The organism is Azospirillum sp. NS33, from assembly GCF_059703765.1.
Genome location: NZ_BAAKJB010000008.1, coordinates 42,873 through 59,127, shown reverse-complemented (window position 1 = coordinate 59,127; position 16,255 = coordinate 42,873). Strand labels below are relative to the sequence as shown.

General features: G+C 70.4%; 17 protein-coding genes. 5 read left to right on the top strand and 12 right to left on the bottom strand.

Translation table 11 applies throughout. The annotated features are described in order from the left end of the window. Positions 1-36: 36 nt before the first annotated feature. Both AC6H2I_RS09490 and AC6H2I_RS09485 read left to right on the top strand, forming a co-directional pair. Positions 37-867: a hypothetical protein gene (locus AC6H2I_RS09490; protein WP_497500368.1), complete on the top strand. Its 831-nt coding sequence runs from the start codon at positions 37-39 to the stop codon at positions 865-867. A gap of 89 nt (positions 868-956) precedes the next feature. After that, positions 957-1,784 carry a hypothetical protein gene (locus AC6H2I_RS09485; RefSeq protein WP_497500367.1) on the top strand — a complete coding sequence of 276 codons (828 nt, stop codon included), beginning with the start codon at positions 957-959 and terminating at the stop codon, positions 1,782-1,784. Between the two features lie 71 nt (positions 1,785-1,855). Here the strand turns inward: AC6H2I_RS09485 and AC6H2I_RS09480 are convergent, their stop codons facing one another. After that, positions 1,856-2,773, bottom strand: coding sequence for a class I SAM-dependent methyltransferase (locus tag AC6H2I_RS09480; RefSeq protein WP_497500366.1), 918 nt, complete (start codon positions 2,771-2,773; stop codon positions 1,856-1,858). A gap of 154 nt (positions 2,774-2,927) precedes the next feature. Between AC6H2I_RS09480 and AC6H2I_RS09475 the strand changes: the two genes are divergently transcribed. After that, positions 2,928-3,803 carry an AEC family transporter gene (locus AC6H2I_RS09475; RefSeq protein WP_497500365.1) on the top strand — a complete coding sequence of 292 codons (876 nt, stop codon included), beginning with the start codon at positions 2,928-2,930 and terminating at the stop codon, positions 3,801-3,803. Positions 3,804-3,819: 16 nt separating this feature from the next. Here the strand turns inward: AC6H2I_RS09475 and AC6H2I_RS09470 are convergent, their stop codons facing one another. Further along, positions 3,820-4,398, bottom strand: coding sequence for a hypothetical protein (locus tag AC6H2I_RS09470; protein ID WP_497500364.1), 579 nt, complete (start codon positions 4,396-4,398; stop codon positions 3,820-3,822). A gap of 183 nt (positions 4,399-4,581) precedes the next feature. Between AC6H2I_RS09470 and ispH the strand changes: the two genes are divergently transcribed. Both ispH and pyk read left to right on the top strand, forming a co-directional pair. Continuing rightward, on the top strand, positions 4,582-5,544 hold the full coding sequence (ispH, locus tag AC6H2I_RS09465; RefSeq protein ID WP_497500363.1) for a 4-hydroxy-3-methylbut-2-enyl diphosphate reductase: 963 nt from the start codon (positions 4,582-4,584) through the stop codon (positions 5,542-5,544). 223 nt (positions 5,545-5,767) lie between these two features. Continuing rightward, positions 5,768-7,207: a pyruvate kinase gene (pyk, locus tag AC6H2I_RS09460; RefSeq protein ID WP_497500362.1), complete on the top strand. Its 1,440-nt coding sequence runs from the start codon at positions 5,768-5,770 to the stop codon at positions 7,205-7,207. A gap of 25 nt (positions 7,208-7,232) precedes the next feature. Here the strand turns inward: pyk and AC6H2I_RS09455 are convergent, their stop codons facing one another. The 10 genes from AC6H2I_RS09455 to fdhD form a co-directional block, all read right to left on the bottom strand. Further along, positions 7,233-8,285: a formate dehydrogenase subunit gamma gene (locus AC6H2I_RS09455; protein WP_497500361.1), complete on the bottom strand. Its 1,053-nt coding sequence runs from the start codon at positions 8,283-8,285 to the stop codon at positions 7,233-7,235. 41 nt (positions 8,286-8,326) lie between these two features. Continuing rightward, entirely contained in the window at positions 8,327-8,527 is a 201-nt protein-coding gene (locus AC6H2I_RS09450) for a hypothetical protein (protein WP_497500360.1), read from the bottom strand. Between the two features lie 93 nt (positions 8,528-8,620). Continuing rightward, positions 8,621-9,217, bottom strand: a complete 597-nt coding sequence (gene fdh3B / locus AC6H2I_RS09445; protein WP_497500359.1) for a formate dehydrogenase FDH3 subunit beta — start codon at positions 9,215-9,217, stop codon at positions 8,621-8,623. Between the two features lie 19 nt (positions 9,218-9,236). Then, on the bottom strand, positions 9,237-12,125 hold the full coding sequence (locus AC6H2I_RS09440; protein ID WP_497500358.1) for a formate dehydrogenase subunit alpha: 2,889 nt from the start codon (positions 12,123-12,125) through the stop codon (positions 9,237-9,239). A 12-nt stretch (positions 12,126-12,137) separates the two neighbouring features. Continuing rightward, on the bottom strand, positions 12,138-12,335 hold the full coding sequence (locus tag AC6H2I_RS09435; RefSeq protein ID WP_497500357.1) for a hypothetical protein: 198 nt from the start codon (positions 12,333-12,335) through the stop codon (positions 12,138-12,140). 76 nt (positions 12,336-12,411) lie between these two features. After that, positions 12,412-13,050 (bottom strand): TorD/DmsD family molecular chaperone, encoded by a 639-nt coding sequence (locus AC6H2I_RS09430; RefSeq protein WP_497500356.1) that lies wholly within the window; start codon positions 13,048-13,050, stop codon positions 12,412-12,414. A 329-nt stretch (positions 13,051-13,379) separates the two neighbouring features. Beyond that, a complete protein-coding gene (locus AC6H2I_RS09425; RefSeq protein ID WP_497500355.1) occupies positions 13,380-14,048 on the bottom strand; it encodes a DUF3306 domain-containing protein in 669 nt (222 codons plus the stop codon). Beyond that, positions 14,045-14,626: a DUF3305 domain-containing protein gene (locus AC6H2I_RS09420; protein WP_497500354.1), complete on the bottom strand. Its 582-nt coding sequence runs from the start codon at positions 14,624-14,626 to the stop codon at positions 14,045-14,047. Before AC6H2I_RS09420 ends, AC6H2I_RS09425 begins: the two co-directional genes overlap by 4 nt. After that, positions 14,623-15,288, bottom strand: a complete 666-nt coding sequence (gene mobA, locus AC6H2I_RS09415; protein WP_497500353.1) for a molybdenum cofactor guanylyltransferase MobA — start codon at positions 15,286-15,288, stop codon at positions 14,623-14,625. The genes AC6H2I_RS09420 and mobA overlap by 4 nt, the downstream gene beginning before the upstream one ends. Further along, the gene (fdhD, locus tag AC6H2I_RS09410) at positions 15,281-16,162 is read right to left on the bottom strand and encodes a formate dehydrogenase accessory sulfurtransferase FdhD (protein ID WP_497500352.1); all 882 of its coding nucleotides are present in this window, start codon (positions 16,160-16,162) and stop codon (positions 15,281-15,283) included. Before fdhD ends, mobA begins: the two co-directional genes overlap by 8 nt. Positions 16,163-16,255: the final 93 nt, after the last annotated feature.

The window sequence follows — 16,255 nt, the reverse complement described above, 5'->3', positions numbered from 1 at the left end:
CCACATCTATTCTCTCCAGTCGGAAGGACTTCAGTCATGCCGGTCCAGAGTTTCAATCCCACCAACCTGTCCCAGAGCACCGCCAACTGGGCCGTCGCCCAGCGCATCGTCGGCCCCTTCGCTCCCCATGCCCAGGTGTCGCCCAACATGACGGTGGCCCTCGACCCGGGACACCTTCTCGCCGGCACCGACCTGACCGAGGTCAACGCCCAATCCACGCCGGCCCTGGTTCCTCCGTCGTCGGGCTTCCGCATCGACCGCGTGGTCGTCGACCGCTCGAATGGCGCCGCGCAGGTCGTCGCCGGCACGCCCGACAGCCTGACGCCGCCGGCGATTCCCGCCGGCACACTGCCGGTGGCCCGCGTGTTCCTGGAGAGCACCACCACCACCGTCACCAATGATCTGATCGTCGATGAGCGTGCGCTGTGTGACCTGGCGCCTATCCCGCAGACGGTGGTCTGCAGGGCCTCGCTCGGCGGCACGAACCAGACGGGATTCCCCGCCCAGACCCTGACAAAGGTGACTTTGACCACCGCCTCTATCGACGTTGGAGACGGCTTCGACGCCGCCAACCACCGCTTCAAGCCGTCGACCCCCGGGAACTACCTGATCAACGGGCTGGTGACCGCAGTCATGTCGGAGCAGGGCCATGTGGTCGCCGCCGTCTACAAGAGCGGGGCGGAGACCGCCGCAGCGTCCTGTGCAGCGCCCAATATCGGAAACTGGTGCTGCTGGATCAGTGACATCGTCCAACTCGACGGCGTGTCAGACTACGTCGAGCTCTACGGCGCCCAAATCGGCGGGGGCACGCCCACGTTCAGCGGCAATCCCGCCCGCACCTACCTGACGGCACAGCGCATCGGCTGATCGACCTCCGGCTTGTCTTCTCCACGCCCACCCGTGCATGGTGTGCAGGATCGATCGACGTCCTGCACACCATGCACGCAGGAACTTCCATGCCCAGCACCCTTCGGCACAAATCCTGGAAAGGCGACGTGGCGCGGGTCATCGCCGCAGCGTCCGACCTGCTGGGCGGCGACACGGACAGGGCCATCCTCTGGTTCCACCACCGGCCGCTTGCCGGTTTCGACGACCGGACCGCCGAAGAACTGGTCTCCACAGGGCACGCGGACGCCGTGCTCACTCCGTCGTCGGGCTTCCGCATCGACCGCGTGGTCGTCGACCGCTCGAACGGCGCCGCGCAGGTCGTCGCCGGCACGCCCGACAGCCTGACGCCGCCGGCGATTCCCGCCGGCACACTGCCGGTGGCCCGCGTGTTCCTGGAGAGCACCACCACCACCGTCACCAATGATCTGATCGTCGATGAGCGTGCGCTGTGTGACCTCACGCCGCCGGCGGCAGCCGGCACCGCCTGCCGCGCGCACCTGAACAACGTGAACCAGGCCGGGGTTCCCAGCGGCGCCTGGACGAAGGTGAAACTGACGGCCACCGACTTCGACGTCGGTGAGGGTTTCGACGCTGTGACCCATCGGTTTCGCGCTGAGGCCGCCGGCTTTTATTCCGTTACTGGGGCGGTCTCCATGAATCTTGGCGTCGACACCAACGTCGCCGCCGGGATCGCGAAGAACGGGAACATCGTCTCCGTCTGCCGAGCCGGCAGTGCTGCAACCGCCGGCTTGTTCAATTCACTCGTTCACGACGTGATATACCTGGACGGTTCGGGCGATTACATCGAGCTCCACTGCCATCACCAGAATGGCACAACGGCCTCGATCGCGGCGAATCCGTCCTGGACATTTCTGGCGATTATCCGCGTCACCTGACAGCGTGGTCGCACGGATTTCGGCAATCGGGCACCCCCGATTGCCGAATTCGGACGCGGCGCCGGGCATGGTCAGTCGGCGGAGCGGACGGGCTCCGCCGGGGGGCGCGGCCGCCGCAGACGGTCCACCAGGCGGCGGCGGGGCGCGGCGGGCGGGGTCACGGCGGGAAGCTGCACGTCGGTGCGCTGCCGGGTCGGCGCCATGCCGATGGCCAGCAGGCGGTCCTCGTAGAGGCGCCAGTACCGCTCCGCCACCCCGGCCTCCTCCATCGGCAGCAGGAACTCGCTGGTCCACAAGGTCGCCCCCGCCGGCACCGCGCTGTGCGCCTGGCCGTCGCGGATCTCGTGGAGGTTGGAGAAGGCGACCACGTCGAAGGTGTCGTAGTAGAACAGGATGTTCGCGCCCTCGTTCAGCTCCCCCTTCGGGATGCGCTCGTGGAAGCCGAAGCTGCCCTCCCAGAAGTAGGAGATGAACTGCACCTTGAAGTCGTGGAAGTGCGGGCGCAGCGCCGGCGGCAGGTAGTCGATGGTGCTGGCCCAGTGCAGCTTGGCGGTGAAGGCGAGGTCGCCGTCCACGATGTCGACGATCCAGCGGTGGTGATCGTAGCCGCTGCCCGTTTCCAGGGGGTGGGACCGGGCGCACTCGCGGAACCGCGTCGGCACCTCGATGTAGCCTCGCTTGGCCACACGGTTGAGCTGCCGGCACACGAAGAGGGGGTCGCGGACGTCCTCCAGCAGGTGCGAGCAGATCACGCAGTCGAAGAACTTGTCGGGAAACCGGCTCCACACCTCCGGGCTGTTGACGTCGCCGATGACCCAGGTGTCCGCGGAGAAGTTCTCCGCCTCCCCGGTGTGGTTGCGCCGCGTCTCGTAGGGCGCAAGGTCGATGATCCAGTCGGCGCGGGGGAAAATGTCGTTCCAGGCGCCGATGTCCAGCACCACGTCTCCGGGCTGGATGCGGTCGAGGACCGCGGAGCGATCATTCATCATCGCTATCGTACCTTGAGCGTGTGGTTCGGTCCAGAGAGACGACCGGACGTTTAGCACACCCCCGGCTTAGGGCCAATAATCCATATGTACTCGGCCGATTGTGCCGCCTGCCCCTTCCTTTTTTCCGCGCGCCGGCGCAGGAATGCGCGCTGCCATGCTCGACCAGCTTCTCGCCATCCTGCTGCCTGTCTTCGCCATCGCCGGCATCGGCTATGGCTGGGTGCGGCTGCGCCAGCCCTTCGACTCGGCCACCCTGTCGGCGCTGGTCACGACGGTCGGCGTGCCGGCGCTGCTGCTCTCGTCGCTGACGCGCTCCCCGGTGACCCTGGCGTCGCTCCTGGAGATGCTGGCGGCCGGTGCCCTGGCGCTCACCGCCTTCGCGGCCATCGGCACGGCGGCGCTGCTGGCGATGGGCGTGACGGTGCGGCGCTACCTGCCGGCGCTGATGCTGCCCAACACCGGGAACCTCGGTCTGCCCATCGTCTTCTTCGCCCTGGGCGAGCCAGCGATGCCCTACGCCGTCGCCTTCTCGACCCTGGTGCAGATCGCCCACCTCACCGTGGGCATGGGGCTGGCCTCCGGCACCATGGCGCTGCGCACCCTGCTGACCACCCCGGCGATCTGGGCCTTCGCCGTGGCGCTCGGGCTGCTCGGCACCGGCACGCCGCTGCCCGGCTGGATCGCCGAGGTGGCGCGCATCCTCGGCGGCATGGCGGTGCCGGTCATGCTGATGATGCTGGGGGCATCGCTCGCCACCCTGTCCGTGCAGACCCTGTGGCGGCCGCTGCTGCTGTCGGCGCTGCGGGTCGGCATGGGGTTCGGCGTCGGCCTCGCCGCGGCGCGGCTGGCCGGGCTGGACCATGCGGCGGCCGGCGCCCTGGTCCTGCAATGCGCCATGCCGGTCGCGGTCTTCAGCCACCTGTTCGCCGTGCGCTACGGCGGCCCGGCGAACGAGGTGGCGGCGATGATCGTGCTGTCGACCCTGATCAGCCTCGCCGCCCTGCCGCTGATGCTGCGGGCCGTGCTGTAGACGGCCCGCAGCCCGGTCAGCGGCCGAAGACGGCGCGGTTGTACTGGAGCTGGTCCGGCGTCATCTGGAAGCCCAGCACCACCTGCCAGTCCTTGGCGTTGGCGTCCGCCCCCACGGGGATGGCGACGGCGACCTCCTCGGACGCGGACACCCGCGCCGCACCCGACTCGAAGGCGAGCGTGGTCTCGTAGATCGCCTTCGTCGCCGGCTCCGCTTCGCCGGGGCGCATCACGGCGATGAAGTAGGGAAACGTGGCGGTGTCGCCGTCGAGGGCCGGCCCACGCTCGGCCAGGAAGGCGACGGTGACGTTCACCGTCACGCCCTTGCTGTCGTACTCGCAGTTGCCGGAGAAATCGACCAGGGCGGCGCGGGCGGCGACGTCGGTCAGGTCGCGCCCACCGGCGCGGAACTGGGTGACCTCGTGCAGGCTGCCGATGATCGACACGGTCGGGCAGGCCAGCGCCAGGTCGGCCGGCGTGTCGGACTCACCGAGCCCTGAGCAGCCGGCCAACGCCAGGACCCCGGCCGCCAGCGCGGCGATGGCGAAGCTTTTCCCGGCGGGGGTTCCTATATTACGGTCGCGGCGCGGAGTCATGCGGGTGCCCGAATTCGTGGTTGCGTGCTGTGGGCCGCGACTCTAGAGAAGCGGCCGCAGCCGCGGACTGTAGAGAAGCGGCCGCAGGCGCACAAGCGGCGGGCGACCGCCGTGCGCGCACCTCCGCCATCCGCACACCCGCCGCCGGCACGCGCGCCGTCGGCCCAAGCGACGGAACCCGGCATGACCAAGGCGCCCCTGACCATCCTCCTCGCCGCGCCGCGCGGCTTCTGCGCCGGCGTCGACCGCGCCATCCAGATCGTCGAGACGGCGCTGGAGCGCTTCGGCGCCCCCGTCTACGTCCGCCACGAGATCGTCCACAACCGCTTCGTGGTGGAGAGCCTGGAGGCCAAGGGCGCGGTCTTCGTCGACGAGCTCGACCAGGTGCCCGACGGCGTGCCCGTGGTGTTCTCGGCCCACGGCGTGCCCAAGGCGGTGCCGGCCGAGGCGACGCGCCGCGGCCTGTTCTATCTCGACGCCACCTGCCCGCTGGTCAGCAAGGTGCACCGCGAGGCGGAGCGCCACCACCTGGAGGGCCGTCAGGTGGTGCTGATCGGCCACGCCGGCCACCCCGAGGTGGTCGGCACCATGGGCCAGCTGCCCGACGGCAGCGTGGTGCTGGTGGAGACGGTGGAGGACGTCGCCACCCTCGCCGTCGACGATCCGCAGCGCCTCGCCTACGCCACCCAGACCACCTTGTCGGTGGAGGAGACCGCCGGCATCCTGGCGGCGCTTCAGGCCCGCTTCCCGGCGATCGCCGGGCCGCGGCGCGAGGACATCTGCTACGCCACCACCAACCGCCAGCAGGCGGTGCGGGCGATCGCCCCGGGGGTCGACGCGGTGCTGGTGCTGGGCGCCCCCAACTCGTCCAATTCCAAGCGCCTGGTGGAGGTCGCCAAAGGCGCCGGCTGCTCCCGCGCCCAGCTCGTCCAGCGCGCCGCCGACGTCGACTGGACGGCGCTGGCCGACGTCCGCCGCCTCGGCATCACCGCCGGGGCCTCCGCGCCGGAGGTGCTGGTCGAAGAGGTGATCGCCGCCGCCCGCGAGCGATTCGCCGTCACCATCGACGAGGTGCGCACGGCGCACGAGGACATTGTCTTCAAACTGCCAAAAGCCTTGGCCGACGAGGCCCCTCCGGCCGCTTGAGCGTGGCCGGAGTGGTCGGCGGAACACAGGTCGCCGGCCGCGAACCGCCGCCCCGCCGCCGCGCGGTTGACTTTCGCCGGTCGGCGCTTCACGTGTTTTGCGCGGCCGGGCGTCGGCGCGCGCCGTTCTTCCGTGACCGCACACACGATCATGGCCCGCATTCTTCCTCGGCCGGCGCGCTGGCGCTGACCCGCCCCTTCCGGAACTGCGCTCAGGATTCCCGATGACACCCACAGGCAGCCCGTTCCGCCGCTTCCGCCGGACGAAGATCGTCGCCACGCTGGGCCCCGCCTCCTCCTCGCCGGAGATGATCCGCGCCCTCTTCGAGGCCGGGGTCGACGTCTTCCGCCTCAACTTCTCCCACGGCTCCCACCAGGACCACGGCGAGCGGCTGGCCACCATCCGTGCCCTGGAGGAGGAGACCGGCCGGCCCATCGCCGTGATGGCCGACCTGCAGGGACCCAAGCTGCGCATCGCCCGCTTCGCCGAGGGGCCGATCAGCCTGGAGGCCGGGCAGCGCTTCCGGCTCGACCTGTCGCTGGAGCCGGGCGACCACACCCGCGTCGGCCTGCCCCACCCGGAGATCTTCGCCGCCCTGGAGCCGGGCGCCGAACTCCTGCTGGACGACGGCAAGGTCCGCCTGAAGGTCGAGAGCTGTGGCAGCGATCACGCCGACACCCTGGTGATCAGCGGCAGCCGCCTGTCCGACCGCAAGGGGGTGAACGTGCCTGGTGTCGTGCTGCCGCTGTCGCCGCTGACGGAGAAGGACCGCGTCGACCTCGCCTTCGCGCTGGAGCAGGGGGTCGACTGGGTCGCCCTGTCCTTCGTGCAGCGCCCCGAGGACGTGGCCGAGGGCCGGCGCCTGGTGGCCGGGCGTGCCGCCCTGCTGTGCAAGCTGGAGAAGCCGTCGGCCATCGATCACCTCGACGCCATCGTCGAGATGTCCGACGGCATCATGGTGGCGCGCGGCGACCTCGGGGTGGAGATGCCGGCCGAGGACGTGCCGACCATCCAGAAGCGCATCATCCGCGAATCCCGTGCCGCGGGGAAGCCGGTGATCGTCGCCACGCAGATGCTGGAATCGATGATCTCGGCCCCCGCGCCGACCCGGGCCGAGGCGTCGGACGTGGCGACCGCCGTCTACGACGGCGCCGACGCGGTGATGCTGTCGGCCGAGACGGCGGCCGGCGCCTACCCTGCCGAGGCGGTGTCGATGATGGACCGCATCGCACGCCGGGTGGAAAACGACCCGCTCTACCGCACCATCGTCAGCGCCCAGCGCCCGGAGCCGGAGCACACCGCGGCCGACGCCATCACCGCCGCCGCCACCCAGGTCGCGCACACCATCCAGGCCGCGGCCATCGTCACCTACACCACCTCGGGATCGACCACCCTGCGCGCCGCCCGCGAGCGGCCGGAGGTGCCGATCCTGTGCCTGACGTCGAGCCGCGAAACGGCGCGCCGGCTGGTGCTGGCCTTCGCCGTCCATCCCGTCCACACCGAGGACATCCAGAACTTTTCGGAAATGGTGCTGAAGGCGGTCAAGACCGCCTACGACGACGGTCTGGCCCTGGAGGGGCAGCGGCTGGTGATCACCGCCGGCGTCCCCTTCGGCACGCCGGGCAACACCAACATCCTGCGCATCGCCTGGGTCGAGGCGTAGGACACCCCCCGCCGGGGGCGCCCCCCTACTCCGCCGGGGCGGCGCCCGGGCGGGGATGGTGGGCGTGGTCGGCGGGCGGCGGCTCGCCCTTCACCTCGGCCACCCACAGGGCGTGGTGTTCGCGCGCCCACTGCTCCTCCACCTGGCCGCTGCCCATGGCGGCGAAGGCGCCCTCCATGCCGATCGAGCCGATGTAGATGTGGCCGATGATGACGGCGGCGAGCAGCAGCGCCGTGGCGGCGTGGATGACCTGGTAGAGCTGCATGTCGGCCAGGCTGCCGAAATAGAGCGGGAACAGGAGCTGCACGCCGGTGAAGCCGAGCACCACGCCGCCGCCCACCGTCGACCAGAACACCAGCTTCTGACCCGCGTTGAACTTCTTGGCCGGGGGGTGGACTCCGCGGGAGAACAGGCCGCCGGCGCACAGCATCCACTTGATGTCCGTGCGGTCCGGCAGATTGTGGCGCACCCACGCCAGGAAGATCATGACGACCCCCAGCATGAAGGCGAAGCCCAGGAAGTTGTGCGCGCTCTTGCCCCAGGCGGTGAGCAGGGAGAACGGCTCCGGCCCGATCAGCGGCAGCAGGGTGTAGCGCCCGTACAACACGTTGAGGCCGGTCACCGCCAGGACGATGAAGCTGCCGGCGGTCAGCCAGTGGCCGGCCCGCTCCAGCGTGTTGAATCGCTCGATGGTGCGGCCGGTCTTCGGCCCGTCGATGCGGATGCGCCCGCGCAGCAGGAAGAACAGCGCCAGAATGGCGACCACCCCGCCGATCGCCCACGCCCCGTAGGTGGCGACGGGACCGTTGCGCACGCTGCGCCACAGCTCGCCCTCGGACTGGACCAGCATGCCGGCGTTGGGACCGCGCGCCGTGGTGACGCCGTCCTCGCCCTGGCGGATCGCCCGCCACATGTCGGTGACGTCCTGGCCGGGGGCCTGGGTGGCCGGCGGGGGCGGGGGCGGCCCGCCCTCGAGGCGGATCGACGAGGACTGCGCCGACGCCGGCGACGCCGGCAGCGCGGCGACCGAGCCCGCCACCAGCAGCACGGCCAGCGCCGTCTTGAACCAGGACGTCATGTCTCGCTACCTCCCTGGATGCGCATCGTCTGGACGGCCTCTCAGAAACTCTGGATGTGGGTGCGCGCGCGCAGCTCGTCGCGCTGCTCCTCGCTGAGCGGCGTGTCGGGCCGGCCGGAGTAGGACCCCTTCTCGAACTGGAGCGCCCGGTCCTGCTCGTTCTCGTCGCATCCCGCCAGAAGGGTGCCCCCGAGAAGCAGGGCAAGGGACAGGGACAGGCGGCGGACAGGTCTGTCGGTCATGCGCGGGGCACTGCCTCATCATCGGAAATCACGAAGGTGGGGGGCTCCCGGCCCGGCGGACCGGGACGGAAGCCCCCCGCACCCCATCGGGCGTCAGGACCCCGCCTTCATCTGGTAGGCGGTGCCCCAGCCCCAGGCGCCGGCGCCGAAGCCGCGGGCGACCACGCGCTCGCGGTAGATGTCGGACACCATGTCGCCGTCACCGGCCAGCAGCGCCTTGGTCGAGCACATTTCCGCGCACAGCGGCAGCTTGCCCTCGGCCAGGCGGTTGCGGCCATACTTCTTGAACTCGGCGTCGGTGCCGTCGGCCTCCGGGCCGCCCGAGCAGAAGGTGCACTTGTCCATCTTGCCACGGGAGCCGAAATTGCCGGCCTGCGGGTACTGCGGCGCCCCGAAGGGGCAGGCGTAGAAGCAGTAGCCGCAGCCGATGCACAGGTCCTTGTTGTGCAGGACCACGCCCTCGGCGCTCTGGTAGAAGCAGTCGACCGGACAGACGGCCATGCACGGCGCGTCGGAGCAGTGCATGCAGGCGACCGAGATGGAGCGCTCGCCGGGCTGGCCGTCGTTCAGGGTGACGACGCGGCGCCGGTTGATGCCCCAGGGCACCTCGTTCTCGTTCTTGCAGGCGGTGACGCAGGCGTTGCACTCGATGCAACGGTCCGCGTCACACAGGAACTTCATGCGGGCCATGGTTCATTCGCTCCTAAGCTCAGGCCGCCGCGATACGGCAGAGGGTGGCTTTGGTCTCCTGCATCTGGGTGACCGAGTCGTAGCCGTAGGTCTGGGCGGTGTTGCAGGCCTCGCCCAGCACGATGGGGTCGGCGCCCGACGGGTACTTGCCCCGCCGGTCCTCGCCCTGGAACCAGCCGCCGAAGTGGAAGGGCATGAAGGTGACGCCCTTGCCCACCCGCTCGGTCAGCATGGCCTTGACCTTGACCTTGCCGCCCTCGGGGCCGTGCACCCACACCATCTGGCCGTCCTTGACGCCCATCCCGTTGGCGTCGAACGGGTTGATCTCCACGAACATGTCCTGCTGCAGTTCGGCCAGCCAGGGGTTGGAGCGGGTCTCGTCGCCGCCGCCCTCGTACTCCACCAGCCGGCCCGAGGTCAGGATCAGCGGGAAGTCCTTGGACACGTCCCGATCCTGGACCGACTTGTAGAGGGTCGGCACCCGCCAGAAGTCCTTGACGTCGGCGTAGGTCGGGTAGGCGGCCACGAGGTCGCGGCGCGGCGAGTACAGCGGCTCGCGGTGCAGCGGCACCGGGTCGGGGAAGGTCCACACCACGGCGCGCGCCTTGGCGTTGCCGTAGGGGGCGCAGCCGTGCTTGATGGCGACGCGCTGGATGCCGCCGGACAGGTCGGTCTTCCAGTTCACGGTCTCCGGCTTGGCGCCGCCGACCGCCTTGATGGCCGCCATCTCGGCCTCGTTCAGGTCCTGGTCCCAGCCCAGCTTCTGCAGCATGGCCATGGTGAACTCCGGATACCCGTCCTTGATGTCGGAGCCGACGGGGTAGGAGTTCTCGGCCAGCAGGTTGGTGCCGTTGCGCTCCACGCCGAAGCGGGCGCGGAAGCCCATGCCGCCCTCGGCCACCGGGATGGAGATGTCGTAGAGGTTGGCGGAACCGGGGTGCTTCATCTCCGGCGTGCCCCAGCACGGCCAGGGCATGCCGTAGAAGTCGCCATCGCACGGCCCGCCGTTGGCCCGCAAGGTGGTGCGGTCGAAGGTGTGCTGGTTGTCCATGTGGGCGCGCAGGCGCTCCGGCGACTGGCCGGTCATGCCGATGGTCCACATGCCGCGGTTCCACTCCCGCGTCACGTCCTCGACCAGGGGCTCCGTCCCCTCGACCTTGATGTTCTTGAACATCGCCTCGGCGAAGCCGAACTTCTTGGCGAACAGGTAGACGATCTCGTGGTCGGTCTTCGATTCGAACAGCGGTTCGACGACCTTCTCGCGCCACTGGATCGAGCGGTTGGACGCGGTCACCGAGCCGTAGGTCTCGAACTGGGTCGCCGCCGGCAGCAGGTACATGCCGTCCTTGCGGTCCTGCATCACCGCCGTCATCGTCGGGTAGGGGTCTATGACGACCAGCAGCTCCAGCTTCTCCATCGCCTTCTTCATGTCGGGAAGGCGGGTCTGGCTGTTCGGCGCGTGGCCCCAGAACACCATGCCCTTGATGCTCTCGGGCTGGTCGAGGTTCTCCTTGGGCTCCAGCACGCCGTCGAACCAGCGCGACACCGGGATGCCCGTCTTCTCCATCATCTCCTTGGAGGCGAAGTTCACCGCCAGGTCGTCGTAGCCGACCTCCCAGACCCGCGCCCAGTGGCGCCAGGAGCCCTCGGCCAGGCCGTAATAGCCGGGCAGCGTGTCGGCCAGCACGCCCAGGTCGGTGGCGCCCTGCACGTTGTCATGGCCGCGGAAGATGTTGGTGCCGCCGCCCGACACGCCGACATTGCCGAGCGCCAGCTGCAGCACGCAGTAGGCGCGGGTGTTGTTGTTGCCGTTGTGGTGCTGGGTGCCGCCCATGCACCAGACCAGGGTGCCCGGCTTGTTCGAGGCGAGGGTGCGGGCGACCCGCTTGAGCTGGCTGCCGGGCACGCCCGACACGCGCTCCACCTCCTCCGGCGTCCACTTCGCCACCTCGGCGCGGATGTCGTCCATGCCGTAGACGCGCTGGGCGATGTAGTCCTTGTCCTCCCAGCCGTTCTCGAAGACGTGCCAGAGGATGCCCCAGATCAGGGCGACGTCGGTGCCCGGACGGAAGCGGATGTACTCGTCGGCCTTGGCGGCGGTGCGCGAGAACCGCGGGTCGGCGACGATCAGCGGCGCGTTGTTCTCCTCCTTCGCCTTGAGGATGTGGAGCAGCGACACCGGGTGCGCCTCGGCGGCGTTGGAGCCGATGAAGAACATGCTGCGCGACTTGTGGATGTCGTTGTAGCTGTTCGTCATGGCGCCGTAGCCCCACGTGTTCGCCACGCCGGCGACCGTGGTGGAGTGACAGATGCGCGCCTGGTGATCGACGTTGTTGGTGCCCCAGAAGGCGGCGAACTTGCGGACCAGATAGGCCTGTTCGTTGGAGTGCTTGGCCGAACCGAGCCAGTAGACAGAATCCGGGCCGGATTTCTGCTTGATGTCGAGAAGCTTGCTGCCGACCTCCTCGATCGCCTGGTCCCAGGGGATGCGCTGCCACTTGCCGTCCACCAGCTTGACCGGGTAGCGCAGGCGGCGCTCGCCATGGGCGTGCTCGCGCACCGAGGCCCCCTTGGCGCAGTGGGAGCCCAGGTTGAAGGGGCTGTCGAAGCCCGGCTCCTGACCGATCCACACGCCGTTCTGGACCTCGGCGACGACGGTGCAGCCCACCGAGCAGTGGGTGCACACACTCTTCACCGTCTTGATGACGCCGCCCCCCGCAGCGGGCGTCGCCGCCTCGGCCTTGCGGACCCGGCCCAGCGGCAGGGTGGCGGCAACGGCGGCGCCGCTGGCGGCGATGCCCGAGGTGCGCAGGAACGTCCGCCGGTCCACGGTGTTCCCGGTCAGGCCGGAGAGCGCCTTGGCGAGCCGGGGCCCGGCGGCGGACGTGGCCTTCTTCTTGGTCAACATGGGGTGCCCTCCTTAGAACCGGCTGGTCTCGTACGCCTTGCGGACGTGCTCGGTGTCGCGGTAGCCGGACGCGACGGGCGCCGCCGCCTCGGCCTCGGGCGCGGCGGCGGAGAGACCGACCGCGGCGGCGCCCAGCGCCCCGGCACCGGCGCCGGCGGCACGGAACAGGTCGCGCCGTCGAAGTGTGCTGTTGTCCTTCTGGTCCGTCATCGTCGTCACCCTTTCCAGCGAAACCCGTGTTCCAGCGAAACCCTATCCCCGCGCCGCGGTGCGGCGCGGGCGCCCACTACGCGGCCATGGCGAACGCCTGGCCCTCGACCTCCAGGAAGCGGCGGCCGACCGTGCCGACCGCGCGGTAGAAGCCGGCCGACGGCGTGGTCTCCAGATCGGCGAAGAAGCGCGCCGCCCAGGGCGCGATGTGCCGGTCGAAGAACGCGCGCTGCTCCTCCAGCGCGGCGGGGGCCGCGAAGGCGCCGGCGATCAGCCCGGCCATCATCTCGCACAGGGCGGCGATGTGGTCCTCGGGGTCCTTGACCTCCTCGGCCCGGGCGATGCCCAGGCGCGCCATGTCGTCGCGCAGCGCGGCCAGCGGCTTCTCGTTGAGGAATCCCGTCATGTAGTAGGAGCCGTAGGGGGTCATCTCGCTGCCGCCGACGCCGATGAACAGCACCATGTGCTCCTCCGCCACCGTCGTGGGCGATGCGCTCCGGGCGGCGGCGGCGAGGGCCGCGAAGGCCGTGCCGAGCGGGCTGGCGTCGCCATCGATGGCGGCGACGGCGGACAGCAGATCCGCACCCGGCGGCTGCGCCATCAGGCGCGCCAGCAGGGCGTAGGTCTGCGCCCGCAGCATCTCTTCGTCCGGCAGATCCATGGCGGCGGCGGCGTCCGAAGACACGATGCGGCCACCGTCACCGTGCGGCGACATGGTTGTCCTCCCCAATACGGCTGCTCCGTTCCGCTCCCACGCTCACGGAGCCGTCATCGGCGGCTCTTCCGGCCACCTTCCCGTCAGCCGCGGGCGTCGCCGGGTGGACCGGCCCTGCCCGCGCCTCTCTGCGCCATGGTGCAACCGCGAAAAACCCGAGTGGGAACAGGTCTTTAATCGCAGCGCCCCTTCATTTAAGGGGCAATTTGCCGCGATGTCAACATCCAGTGGTCGGACCACTTCGAGTGCCAAGTCCAGTCACAAGAAAGGCGTTATGTTTTTGCAAACATAACGCCCTTGGACTGATGCCGCGGTCTTGGCTTGACGGGTCAGCTTTCAGTGGACGTCCCGACCTTGTTCTCGGCGGTGCCGGCCAGGGACTGTTCGTTTTCATGAGAGTTATTCTCATTCGCGCCCCCGGTCGCACCGGGATCGCCGGCCTCCGGTGCCGGAGAGGGGCCGGCGCCGGGCATCGTGTCCGCGCCACCGTCGAGCGCGGCGGCCTCCGCGGCCTCTGCGGCGTCCTCGTCACGGTCCACCATGCCCTTGCCGACGCGGAACAGCGTGTTGACCACGTCGGTCCTGGCGAACACGGCGTGGTAGTCGTCGGCGTAGTCGACAAGCCCGTCGAGATTGGCGAGCACCGGGTCGGAGGTCCACAGCTTGCGCAGGGCCTGGCGTTGCAGGGCCGCCGGCACGCCGTCCCGCAGGAACCCGGTGAAGTCGGAGCCGGCGTGAAGACCGTCGACCGGCGGCAGATCGGCGGTGACGTCCGGCGCCCCCTCCTCCGGACCCGCGCCCGGCGGCGTGCCGGCCGGACCGGCGACCGGAATGGCCGCCGGATTGTCTGCCGGATTGGCCGCCGGATTGGCGAGGTGGGCGTCGGGCGGCCCGTCGGGCCGCTCCGGCGCCGGCCGGGGCGTGGCGCCGCCGCGGCCCGGCCGGGTCTCCGTGCGCTTCAGGCGGGACCAGCGGGAGAGGAAGGTTTCGTCGCTCATCGGGGAATCCCTCGGCCGCCCGGCAGCGGCCGGCCCGGCTCCTCAGGGGTGTGGCGCTTGCGTTGGCGCTTCTCGAACGGCACGTCGACGTGGTGCTGGGCCACGAAGTCGGCGACCAGGGCCAGCACCTCCGGCGGCATCGCCACCGGCTCGACGATCTCGGTGCCGCTGACCTGATAGGCCTCGGCCTCGTGGGCGGAGGCGGTGACGAAGAACGGCACCATGCCGTCGCCCGCTGCGCCGTCGCCCGCTGCGCCGTCGCCCGCTGCGCCGCCGCCCGCCGCGTCCGGCCGGAGCACCACCCACAGGCGCGGCGGCTCCTGGGACAGGTTGACCTTGTAGCCCTCGGTGTCCGACCGGAACAGCTCCAGGGTCAGCGTGCCGGCGTGGAAGCGGGTCCAGCCGTCGCCGGCGCCGATCACCGGCCACGCGCCGTCCACCGGCGCCGCGCCGGGGATCACCCCCACCGGGCGCCACACCGTGGCCTGCCACGGCGTCACCCCGGCGCGGCGCTCCAGCACCACGCCCAGGGCCATGGTCTCGACCCGGTCGAGCCCGCTGCCGCCGACCGCCGTCACGGCCGCGGCCCCCCGCCCCGCCCCCGGGCCAGCAGGCGCTCCGCCTCCTCCAGATCCTCGGGCCGGTTGGTGTTGAAGAAGGGGTCGACGGGATCGCAGACGAATTCGGCCACCGCCAGGCGGTGGCGGGCGGTCCACACGTCGACCTTGCGCATCTCCTCCTCCACCATGGCCCGGCGCAGGTCGTCGGCGAGGCGCACCGGCCACAGCCCGAACACGGGATGGTCGCGCCCGGCGGAGCGCGCGCAGGCGAGGTCCGCCCCCTCCTCCGCCACCGCACGGCGCAGGCGGGCCACCAGGTCGCCCGGCAGGAACGGCGCGTCGGTGGCGAAGCTCGCCACCCAGCGCGCCTCCGGACAATGGGCGCGGGCCCACTCCAGCCCGGTCAGCACCCCGGCCAGCGGCCCGGCGTAGCCTTCCACCACGTCGGACACAACGGGCAGGCCGAAGGCGGCGAAGCGGGCGGGATCGCCGTTGGCGTTGAGCACCAGCGCGTCGACCTGCGGGCGCGCCGCGGCGACGATGCGCTCCAGGATGCTGCGCCCGCCCAGGGTGCGCAGGCTCTTGTCACCACCGCCCATGCGGCGCGACAGCCCGCCGGCCAGCAGCACCCCGGCAACGGGACCGGCACCAACGGGACCGGAGGCCGGCGCGTCACTCATCGTCGCGGCTCCCCTTGCGCTGGTGGCGGCTGGGCTCGTCGCCGGCCGTGGCCGGGTCGGCGTCGAAGTCCAGCCGCTCCTCGCCGGCCAGGGCGATGAAGCGCCGCCCCTTGGCCCGGCCGACCAGGGTGAGGCCGGCCTGGCGGGCGAGCTCCACCCCCCATGCGGTGAAGCCGGAGCGCGACACCAGGATCGGGATGCCCATCTGAACGGTCTTGATCACCATCTCGCTGGTCAGCCGGCCGGTGGTGTAGAAGATCTTGTCCTCCGCCGCCACGCCGTGCCGGTGCATGTAGCCGCGCACCTTGTCGACGGCGTTGTGGCGGCCGACGTCCTCCATGTAGAGGAGCGGCCGGTCCTCCCGGCACAGCACGCAACCGTGGATCGCCCCGGCCTCCAGGTAGAGGCTGGGGGTCAGGTTGATCGTCTTGGACAGCGCGTAGATCCACGACGTCTTGAGCCGGGCGTCCGGGTTGAGGCAGATGGTCTCGAAGACCTCCATCACGTCGCCGAACGCCGTGCCCTGGGCGCAGCCCGAGGTCAGGGTCTTCTTCTTCAGCTTCTCCTGGAAGTCGGTGGCGCGCTCGGTGCGCACCACCACCGTGTCGGTCTCCTCGTCGACGTCGACGGCGGCGATCCGGTCGTCGCGCCGCAGCATGTTCTGGTTCAGCAGATAGCCGACGGCGAGGTACTCGGGATAGTCGCCGATCGTCATCATCGTGACGATCTCCTGCCCGTTGAGGAACAGGGTCAGCGGCCGCTCCACCGTCACCGCGGTCTCGACGGGGCGGTTGTCCTGGTCGACGCCGGTCACCCGGCGGGTCAGGCGCGGGTCGGCCGGATCGGGCCGGATGGCGAATTCCTGAATGTCCATGGCGCAAAGCATGGTGGCAATCCCGCCAGACGGCAAGGGCGCCGGCGCCGGCCGGGTGGCCTTGTAACCCATGCAGGAAAACGGCATAAAGAC